The organism is Streptosporangium sp. NPDC001681, from assembly GCF_040298085.1.
Taxonomy (GTDB): Bacteria; Actinomycetota; Actinomycetes; order Streptosporangiales; family Streptosporangiaceae; genus Streptosporangium.
Genome location: NZ_JBEOZN010000233.1, coordinates 1 through 7,382, shown reverse-complemented (window position 1 = coordinate 7,382; position 7,382 = coordinate 1). Strand labels below are relative to the sequence as shown.

General features: G+C 69.1%; 7 protein-coding genes. 4 read left to right on the top strand and 3 right to left on the bottom strand.

Features of this window, described 5'->3' with window-relative positions; translation table 11 throughout:
* The 3 genes from ABT130_RS46400 to ABT130_RS46390 form a co-directional block, all read left to right on the top strand.
* Nucleotides 1–242, top strand: a 242-nt coding sequence (locus ABT130_RS46400; RefSeq protein WP_350966320.1) for a hypothetical protein, incomplete at its 5' end; no start/stop codon positions are given.
* A gap of 171 nt (nucleotides 243–413) precedes the next feature.
* The gene (locus ABT130_RS46395) at nucleotides 414–1,484 is read left to right on the top strand and encodes a translation initiation factor eIF-2B alpha/beta/delta subunit family protein (RefSeq protein WP_350966319.1); all 1,071 of its coding nucleotides are present in this window, start codon (nucleotides 414–416) and stop codon (nucleotides 1,482–1,484) included.
* Between the two features lie 364 nt (nucleotides 1,485–1,848).
* Nucleotides 1,849–2,874: a hypothetical protein gene (locus ABT130_RS46390; protein WP_350966318.1), complete on the top strand. Its 1,026-nt coding sequence runs from the start codon at nucleotides 1,849–1,851 to the stop codon at nucleotides 2,872–2,874.
* Here the strand turns inward: ABT130_RS46390 and ABT130_RS46385 are convergent.
* From ABT130_RS46385 to ABT130_RS46375, 3 genes are all read right to left on the bottom strand, one after another.
* Nucleotides 2,781–3,626 carry an NADPH:quinone oxidoreductase family protein gene (locus ABT130_RS46385; protein WP_502992252.1) on the bottom strand — a complete coding sequence of 282 codons (846 nt, stop codon included), beginning with the start codon at nucleotides 3,624–3,626 and terminating at the stop codon, nucleotides 2,781–2,783. The genes ABT130_RS46390 and ABT130_RS46385 overlap by 94 nt on opposite strands.
* 298 nt (nucleotides 3,627–3,924) lie before the next feature.
* Nucleotides 3,925–4,869 carry a sulfite exporter TauE/SafE family protein gene (locus tag ABT130_RS46380; protein ID WP_350966317.1) on the bottom strand — a complete coding sequence of 315 codons (945 nt, stop codon included), beginning with the start codon at nucleotides 4,867–4,869 and terminating at the stop codon, nucleotides 3,925–3,927.
* A 149-nt stretch (nucleotides 4,870–5,018) separates the two neighbouring features.
* A complete protein-coding gene (locus ABT130_RS46375) occupies nucleotides 5,019–5,447 on the bottom strand; it encodes an RrF2 family transcriptional regulator (protein ID WP_350930385.1) in 429 nt (142 codons plus the stop codon).
* Nucleotides 5,448–5,958: 511 nt separating this feature from the next.
* Here ABT130_RS46375 and ABT130_RS46370 point away from each other — a divergent pair.
* Complete coding sequence (locus tag ABT130_RS46370; protein WP_350966316.1) at nucleotides 5,959–7,254, top strand: cation:proton antiporter; 1,296 nt, start codon at nucleotides 5,959–5,961, stop codon at nucleotides 7,252–7,254.
* The last annotated feature ends 128 nt before the right edge of the window (nucleotides 7,255–7,382 follow it).

The window sequence follows — 7,382 nt, the reverse complement described above, 5'->3', positions numbered from 1 at the left end:
CCCAACACATCATCACCTACGGCAACCCCAACGCCGACCCCCTGGTCGGCGACTGGGACGGCGACGGCAAAGACAACATCGGCGTCCGCATGGGCAACGCCTTCTCCTTCCGCACCAGCCCCATCACCACCCCCACCGAAACCACCCAAAGCATCTCCTACGGCGACGGCAGCCCCCACGACCTCCCCATCACCGGCGACTGGGACGGCGACGGCAAGGACACCCACGGCATCGTCCGCTGACCCTCCGCCGTACCTCCGAGCGGCGGGCCGGCCAGGAACGGCCCGCCGCTCGGCGGCATGCCACCGTTCGAACGGAGCGGAGGAGGGCAGCAGCGCGGAGCACGACCGGATCGCGGTGACGCCAGGCGGCGCCGGTACCGTGATCGGGTCCCGCCCACCGCTGGAGGCCCCATGAAGACAACCGGGAGACGGCCCGTCCTCGCCGACTCCGTCAGGATCACCGACGACGCCGTGGAGATCCTCGACCGCCGCGTCTATCCCTTCGAGCACCGCTGGGTGCGCTGCGCCACCAGCGAGGACGTCGCGGTAGCCATCGAGCGGATGGTCACGCAGAGCACCGGCCCCTCGTTCGCGGCGACCGCCGGGATGATCCTGGCCGCCCGTGAGGCCCGCGACGAGCCACCGGTCCTGGCGGCGGCCCGGCTGCGCGGGGCGGGCGACCGGCTGATCGCGACCCGGCCCACGAACAACCACATCCGCGACGCCGTCCAGGCGGTCCTGGCCGCCACCGTGGACGGGCCGCTGCCCGAGGCGTCGGGGGAGGAACTGGTGGAGGCCGTGACCCGGGCCGCGACCGAGCACGACGCGGCCTACCGGGCCAGCAGCGCGGCCCTGGGCAGGCACGCGGCGGCACTGCTGGAGGACGGCGCCCGCGTCCTCACCCACTGCTGGGCCGACACCTACCTGATCGCGACGGTCGAGGCCGCGCAGCAGGCGGGCAAGCGACTGGAGTTCGTCTGCACCGAGACCCGGCCCTACCTGCAGGGAGCACGGCTGACCGCGCCGACGCTGGTGGAGATGGGCTACCGGCCCACCCTGATCACCGACGGGATGGTCGCCTCGGTGCTGGCCGACGGGCTCGCCGACGTGGCGCTGACCGCGGCGGACCGGGTGACGATGGACGGCCATGTGGTGAACAAGGTCGGCACCCTCGGGGTGGCGCTGGCCGCCCGCGCCTTCGACGTCCCGTACTACGTGGTGATCCCGGCGCCCGACCCCCGGGCGCTGGGAATCGGCGACGTCGTCATCGAACGGCGGGACGGCGACGAGGTCCTGCACGTGCTGGGAAAGCGCACCGCGGGCGAGGGCGTGACTGGCCACTACCCCGCCTTCGACGCCACTCCCCCGCACCTGGTGACCAGGATCGTGACCGAACGCGGCGCCTTCAGCGCCGAACGCGTGTCGGAGCACTTCGAGGCGCCGGAGCGTTCCGGGGCGTCCGAGTACCTGGCAAACGACTGAACAGGGCCCGCCGCGTCGTCGTGGACACCAGGCGTCTTCTCGCGGACACCAGGCACCGACGACGCGCACGCCCCGCCATACCTGGCGGGGCCCGATTTCAACCGCCTGCCACCCGAGAACTCCGCGGCAGGTGCGGCACTCCGGGACATCCCGCCCGATTTGTCCCGGATCGATGGCGGATGGGATGAGCAGCCCCCATCTCAAACCCCGACAGGCCGACGGCGGTGAGCGCGTCCCTGGCGATCACCCCAGAGCCGGAGTGCCCCGCCGGAGACAAAGATCGGCCTTTGGACGGCAGGCAACGGAGATCGCCCTCCGCTGGCGTGTTCGAGCGGTCAGCGATCCGGGGCTTTCCCATCACATCGTGATCAAGGTGCTCTCCACGCCGACGCCCGGATGGCATTATCTGCGAAATGCCGTTCCTGTTGGATGGAGTTTCGTCGTGACCGTTGCGACCGCCATCGTCGCGCGCCGCCTGCTCGCCGGCCTTCTCGCGGTCATCGGCGCAACAGGGTGCAGTGCAGCCGGGGAGGATAAGGCCGTGAGTGCGATCCCGGCTCCGCGCACCGCCGCCGACCTCACTCTTCCGCTTGATGCCTATGATCTGCCCGCGGCCGACCGGAAGATCGTCGACAAGGCCCGGTTCATGATGCTCGCCGACTGCACCCGGAAGTTCGGGGTGGAGTTGAAAGCTCTGCCGCTCCCGGCTCAGCCTGAGGAGCATAAGAACGCCGGCTATCTCGCCTGGCTGGGCGACCGTCAGGTGGAGAAGTACGGCTATACGGGTCCGCCCGCTCAACTCCTGGAGAGCGCAGGCTTCACCGGATACTCCATATCCGATGAGCAGGCCATCGTCCTGAATGGTAGGAGACGGAACTTCCACGGCAAGGCATTGCCTGTCGGCGGATGTACCGGCAGAACGGAAGCACTTCTCGGCCAGGGATCCCTGGAACTCCTCGGGGGCAGAGCGGCCAGGGTGCGTGAGGAGCAGGACCTTTTCATGCTGGCCGACGACGCGTCCCAGAGTGCTTACACCGATCCACGCATCCGTGATGCCGAGCAGGTGTGGAGCAACTGCATGAAGGAGAAGGGGTTCGACTATCCGAATCCCGAGGCCGCCGTCGGAGATCCACGCTGGGGATACAACGCGGCGAATGATCATAATCTCAAGCCTCAGGGGACCCCGGAGGAGATCGCGACGGCCACCGCCGACACGACATGCAGGATGGACACGAACTACTACGGTGCACGGCAGGCGGCATACCGCGACAGCCAGAATAGGATCATCGCGAAGAATCAGGATCGGCTGGACCGGATAAAAATCATCAACCAGGCGCAGATCAAGAACGCGCGTACATTCCTGATGGGTGAACTCACAGTGACCTGGTAGTCCCGACGCAAGGCGTGCTGACCGGCGGCGTCCGACATCGACCAGGCGCCCCAGTCGACCCCGACGACCGATCGGTTGCGCAGCAGCACCTGGTTGAGCGGCAGCGACGGGATGGTCCCCGAGGCGAAACCGATCACCAGATAACGGCCGCCCACCAGCAGCGACCGCAGGGCCGGATCCGCCAGGTCGCCGCCCACCGGGTCGTAGATCAGGTCGACCCCGCCGTTGGAGAACTCGCGGGCCGCGTCCTTGAGGCTCTGGGCGCTCGTGTCGAGCACGGCGACGGCGCCCGCGGCACGTGCGGCCCGCCGCTTGTCCTCACTCGACGCCCCGGTCAGGACCGTCGCGCCAAGCGCGGTCGCCACCTGCACCGCCGCCGGCCCTACCCCGCCGCCCGCACCCAGGACCAGCACGGTCTCCCCCGCGCTCAGTCCGCCCCGGTCCCGCAACGCGAACATGGCCGTGCAGTGACTCTGAGCGAACGTCGCCGCCTGGGCCGCGTCCAGGGTGTCGGGGATGCGCACCGCGCCGGCGGCCGGGACGACGACCTGTTCGGCGAAGCCGCCCAGCCCGCACACCGCCACCACTCGCGTTCCCACCGTCGGCCAGGTCACGCCGGGGCCGACGGCACTGACCGTGCCGGCGACCTCACTGCCCGGCACGAACGGCGGCGGCAACTTGATCTGGTAGCGGCCGTGGACGAACAACCCGTCGACGTAGTTCACGCCGGCGGCCTCGACGGCGATGACGATCTGGCCGTCGGCGGGCCTCGGGGCGTCCGTCTCGACGACCGAAACCGACCCCGATTCCTCATATATCAGAGAACGGTTCGGCCAGCGGATGCGGGCCCGTGCGCTGTCGGGCGGTCATCGTGGTGGGAGCGCAGTGGCCGAAGCCCTCCACCGCCGGGTGACGGAGGACGAGGGCCTCCGGGGTTTCGCCCGGCACCCGGCACCGGCGGTGGCCGACGTGGGCCCGGAACGCGGAAGGCCCCCTCGCCATGACGAGGAGGCCTTCACGCGGAACCACGGCCGGATCGCGCCGCCGGGCTCAGCTGGGGGAACCTGCGGTCTCCTGCTCTCCGGCGCGGCGCCGCTCCTCTGCCTCGACCGCCTCGGCCAGCTCGTTGTCGCGGTCACGGCGGTACTCACGGAGCGAGTAGGCGATGGCGGCGGCCCAGATGACGGCGATGATGATGTAGGCGGCCGCCTGGACGCCGCCGGAGGCGTCGACCCAGTCGCTGCGCAGCAGGGTCCGCACGTTGGTCAGGACGATGACACCGCCGACGGCGGAGCCCAGGATGCGCGGCGGGATGTGGCGGACCAGCCAGGCCGCGATGGGGGCCGCGATGACGCCGCCGAGCAGCAGGACGGCCACCCAGGAGAAGTCGATGTTCTCCGAGCCGATGCCGACGAAGAAGCCGATGCTGGCGGCGATGGCGACCAGGAACTCGCTGGCGTCGATGGAACCGATCACCTTGCGCGGTGCCAGGCGGCCGCTGGCCAGGATCGCCGGGGTGCCGACCGGACCCCAGCCGCCGCCACCGGTGGCGTCGACGAATCCGGCCACCAGGCCGAGGGGCGCGAGGAAGCGCTTGCGCAACGGCTTGCCCAGGTTGCCGCGCGGCAGGCCGAAGGCCGTGAAGCGGACCAGGACGTAGACACCCAGCGCGAGCAGGATGATCGACATGACCGGGGCGGCGACCTCGGTGGACAGGCCGGACAGGAAGGTGGCTCCCGCGAACGCGCCGACGGCGCCGGGGAGACCGATCTTGGCGACGACCTTCCAGTCGATGTTGTCGAACCGCCAGTGCGATACGCCGGAGGCGAGGGTCGTGCCGATCTCGGCGAGGTGGATGGTGGCCGAGGCGGCGGCGGGGTTGGTGCCGATGGCCAGGAGTAGCGTCGTCGAGGTGACACCGTAGGCCATGCCGAGGCTGCCGTCGACGAGTTGCGCCGCGAAGCCGACCAGGCCTAAGAGGATGAGCGCACGCACGACGCCCCCCTTCCCATTTTCCCTACTATGTTGATAGGAAACATGGTTATTGAACTTCAAGGCGACGTCAAGTCACGTTTCAAGCAAGGCGTCTCAAGTTGTGGACATCTTCGTCTCACATAGACCGTCAGTTCGATCGACACCGGCTGTCAGGCTCCGCGTCGCCTGCCACTCTCGGCCACCGGCGACAGGAGCGCGGCCAGGCTGACGGTGTCGACGATGGCGTTTATCGAGGTCTCGATGTTCAGCCACACCGTGCGCAGTCGTACCGCCTCTCCGAAGTAGGCCACGTCCCCGGTCGGCAGACCTCGCACCGAGGTCAGTTCGCCACCGACGGCGCGCAGGACGTCTCCGACCGAGATGTCCACCGGCGGCCTGGTGAGGGTGAAGCCGCCCTCGTGGCCCCGCTGGGCGAAGACGAGGTCGGCACGGCGCAGGTCGGTCAGAATGCCGCGCAGGAAACTCGCCGGGATCTCCTGCGTCTGGGCCATCGTCTCCGACTTGACAGGGACCGGATCGCTCAACGCGATGACCAGCATCGCCCTCAGTGCGTAGTCGCTCCGCGCCGTGACGTGCATCAGACAGCCCCCCGACGGTGCGCCTCTCGATGACCTCATGTGGGTTGGTTCAGATTAATCTACTATCTCTACAGGTTAACTGTGAATTATTCTCGCCGTGGAGCACGACCACGGAGCCTCCTGGTGGCCCCGGGCGATCCGCCCGCGAGAAGCCGCCCCGCGGGAAGGAGCCGACGGCGAGCACCCGGACCACCCTGCTCGGCGCGCCGGCCGGGCTGGTCCTGTGCCATGGCCTGCTCTCGTCGCCAGGCGGTCGAGCCGCAACACACCTCCGCCGGAACCGGCAGGTGAAGCGTGATCAATCAGGCGATACCTCGCACAAATATGCGGCATAAGTACTGCCGCATATTTTGGGCAGCTCTTCAAGAGTTGATTGCCGATCTTTGCTTTGCCAAGCTCTGCACTGTGCCGGCCTTACTGGGGAGAGGGGGCGGCACCTTGGAAACCGGAGGGGTCTGTCGTGCTCGTCACGCTTGCGGCGCCAGTGGCGCCGATCGCTGCACATCAACTGTTGATCTTCCTACTCCAGGTGGGGCTGCTCCTGCTGCTCGCCCTCACCTTCGGCCGTCTGGCCGGGCGGCTCGGCATGCCCGCCGTCGTCGGTGAGCTGTTCGTCGGGGTGGTCCTGGGGCCGTCCTTCCTCGCCCATGTCGCGCCGGGCCTGTCCACCTGGCTGTTCCCACAGGACAGCGCCCAGTTCCACCTGCTCGACGCGGTCGGGCAGATCGGCGTGCTGCTGCTCGTCGGCATCACCGGCATCCACATGGACATGGGGATGGTCCGGCGCAGGGGAGCCACGGCGGCCGGAGTCAGCATCGGCGGGTTGCTGGTGCCGCTCGCGTTCGGCATCGGCGCCGGATTCCTGCTCCCGGCCACGCTCATCCCCACCGGAACCGAGCCGCTGGTCTTCGCGCTCTTCCTCGGCGTCGCGATGTGCGTCAGCGCCATCCCGGTCATCGCCAAGACCCTGATGGACATGGGGCTGCTCCACCGTAACATCGGGCAGCTCACGCTCACCGCGGGCATGATCGACGACGCGTTCGGCTGGTTCATGCTGTCGATCGTGTCGGCCATGGCCACCACCGGCCTGCGCGCGGGAAGCGTGCTGGTCTCGCTGGCCTGCCTGCTGGCGGTCGTGATCTTCGCGCTCACCGTGGGCCGCCCGCTCGTGCGGCACTCGTTCCGGCTCACCTCCCGGGACGAGGACTCCGGCTCGTCCGTCGCGACCGCGGCCGTGCTGATCCTGCTCGCCTCGGCCGCCACGCACGCGATGGGTCTTGAGGCGGTCTTCGGTGCCTTCGTCTGCGGCATGCTGATCGGTACCGCGGGTGGCGTCGAACCTGCACGGCTCGCCCCGCTGCGCACCGTGGTGCTCTCCGGCTTCGCGCCGATCTTCTTCGCCACCGCGGGGTTGCGCATGGACCTGACGTCCCTGGCCGACCCGATGGTGCTGCTCGCCGGGCTCGGCATCCTGACCGTGGCGATCGTCGGCAAATTCCTCGGGGCCTACGCCGGAGCACGTGCCAGCAGGCTCAACCGGTGGGAGGCCCTGGCCCTGGGCGCCGGGCTCAACGCGCGGGGCGTCATCGAGGTGGTCGTGGCCATGGTGGGCCTGCGGCTGGGCATCCTCAGCGTCGAGGTCTACACGATCGTGGTGCTGGTGGCGATCGTGACCTCCCTCATGGCACCGCCGATCCTGCGCTGGGCCATGGCCAGGGTGGAGCAGACCACCGAGGAGGAGCTGCGCAGGAACGAGCAGCTCGCCTGGTCGAAGCAGTCCCAGACGAACAGCGCCGACCCGCTGTAGCGGAACACCGGCCCGGCCGCGAGGGCCGTCCGCCCGCGACGTCGGCCACCGCGGGATGCCGGCGTAGGACCGCCTCCAGTTCCCCCGGCCACACCTGGAAACCTCCGGTCTTGATGACCTCCCTGCTA

What these genes read in the sequence shown, in the direction of transcription:
- ABT130_RS46395 (WP_350966319.1), top strand. Translation starts at nt 414, where the DNA reads ATGAAGACAACCGGGAGACGGCCCGTCCTCGCCGACTCCGTCAGGATC.
- ABT130_RS46375 (WP_350930385.1), bottom strand. Translation starts at nt 5,447, where the DNA reads ATGCACGTCACGGCGCGGAGCGACTACGCACTGAGGGCGATGCTGGTC.